The sequence below is a fragment of the Nitrobacter sp. 62-23 genome (genome assembly GCF_001897285.1).
In the GTDB taxonomy this organism is placed as follows: Bacteria; Pseudomonadota; Alphaproteobacteria; order Rhizobiales; family Xanthobacteraceae; genus Nitrobacter.
Window position 1 is genome coordinate 952 of the sequence record NZ_MKSM01000107.1, and the last position, 560, is coordinate 1511.

At 64.5% G+C, this 560-nt stretch carries 1 pseudogene (running past one end of the window); it reads right to left on the bottom strand.

Annotation, left to right across the window (positions count from 1 at the left end):
• Positions 1–560 (bottom strand): annotated as a pseudogene (locus tag BGO16_RS11290) (acyltransferase family protein) (its annotated part extends 238 nt beyond the left edge of the window); the annotation flags it as partial.

The following is a 560-nucleotide window of genomic DNA, read 5'->3' on the forward strand; positions in this document are numbered from 1 at the left end:
CAGCAGCGTGCCCGTGGTGATGATGGCGCAGGCGCCGGCCAGACCAAGCGCGAGCGAAATGATGGGCCATTCGCTGACGCCGCTATAAACGAGGCCGGCATCGGTGACCGCCCACAGCGCCAGCGCCGCCAGCGCCGCTGCCGGATAGGCGCGGGCGCGGTTGGACAGCGCGAACACGTGGCTTGCGAACAGGTAGCCGGAATAGATGTAGACGAAACGCGCGGCGAATTCGTCGATCAGCGTCCAGCCCGTGGAGACATGCGCCGCCTCAAGCGCCGCGGCGGCACCCCAGATCGCCCACGGCGAGACGTTGCGTGTGACCTTGATGACCACGAAAAATACCGGCAGCAGGTAGATGAACCACAGCGTGCCGAACGGATCGATGAACGACATCAGGTAAAGCCGGGCGACGCCTGGCCAGCCCGCTTCGGCGGCGAACGAGGGCGCCTTGAAGCCGAACTGGATTGTCACCCACAGCACGTAGAAATATGCGAAGTGCACCACCTTGCGGTCGAGATAGGTGCGCCAGTCGCGATTGATGACGAGCGGCAGGAACAGGC